The organism is Paenibacillus sp. 7516, from assembly GCF_002272715.1.
GTDB classification, from domain to species: Bacteria; Bacillota; Bacilli; order Paenibacillales; family Paenibacillaceae; genus Paenibacillus; species Paenibacillus illinoisensis_A.
The window spans coordinates 1-717 of sequence record NZ_NPBI01000022.1 but is presented as its reverse complement, the minus strand read 5'-3'; the positions used below and the strand labels follow the sequence as shown (position 1 = coordinate 717).

Below are 717 nucleotides of genomic sequence, written 5' to 3'. Positions count from 1 at the left end.
ATATAAATTTTTTACTAAAGAAAATGTCTACGTAAGGTTTGTCCAAATATTTCGACTTTAACTTAAGACCAAACCTTTTTACATTAGAACTGTCACTAGGTTTGATAATTTGATATTCTCCATACTGCTCTATAAAGCCTAAACTAATCATACTTATTACAAAATCTTTATATTCAATATCATTTCCAATATAATTGGAGATATTTGATACATTATTATACTTTCTAATATAATTAATAATCTCTAACGCTACTTTGGGAAGTTTAATAAACTTTTCCTCTATTTTACATCCTACTATATACATTTCATTTTTGTCAGCTTCAGAAACATACAAATTTTTAATGATCTTAATATTCATTTCATCCATCATTTGTATGTTTATATTTGTTAATAACTCTTCCTTAGTAATATATACTTTTGAACTCATCATAGTAAAGCACCTCTACACAATTAGACCAGTTTAAAATAGAACCAATAAAATCGTGAATATCAAGTCCTTTCATATCATAAGTATCTTCGCTATTTACCGTCCCAGTAGCATCTTCAATAAATGTAACTTTGTACCCCTCATGATGAGCATTAATTGCAGTGAATAAGCAACAATATTCTGTATTAAATCCGACAATCACCAAATGTTCAATTTTTCTACTTTCCAGAATTGGTTTTAAATTATTATTACTGAACCCACTCGGTTCGTTTTTTTCCAAAACTATATAT

Annotated in this window: 2 protein-coding genes; both read right to left on the bottom strand. The window is 27.2% G+C overall.

Translation table 11 applies throughout. The annotated features are described in order from the left end of the window. A partial coding sequence (locus tag CHI14_RS19640) for a hypothetical protein (protein WP_141236708.1) occupies window positions 1–427 on the bottom strand: 427 nt, incomplete at its 3' end. Next, on the bottom strand, window positions 402–717 hold a 316-nt coding region (locus CHI14_RS19635; RefSeq protein ID WP_141236707.1), incomplete at its 5' end, for a cysteine hydrolase family protein. The genes CHI14_RS19635 and CHI14_RS19640, both read right to left, overlap by 26 nt.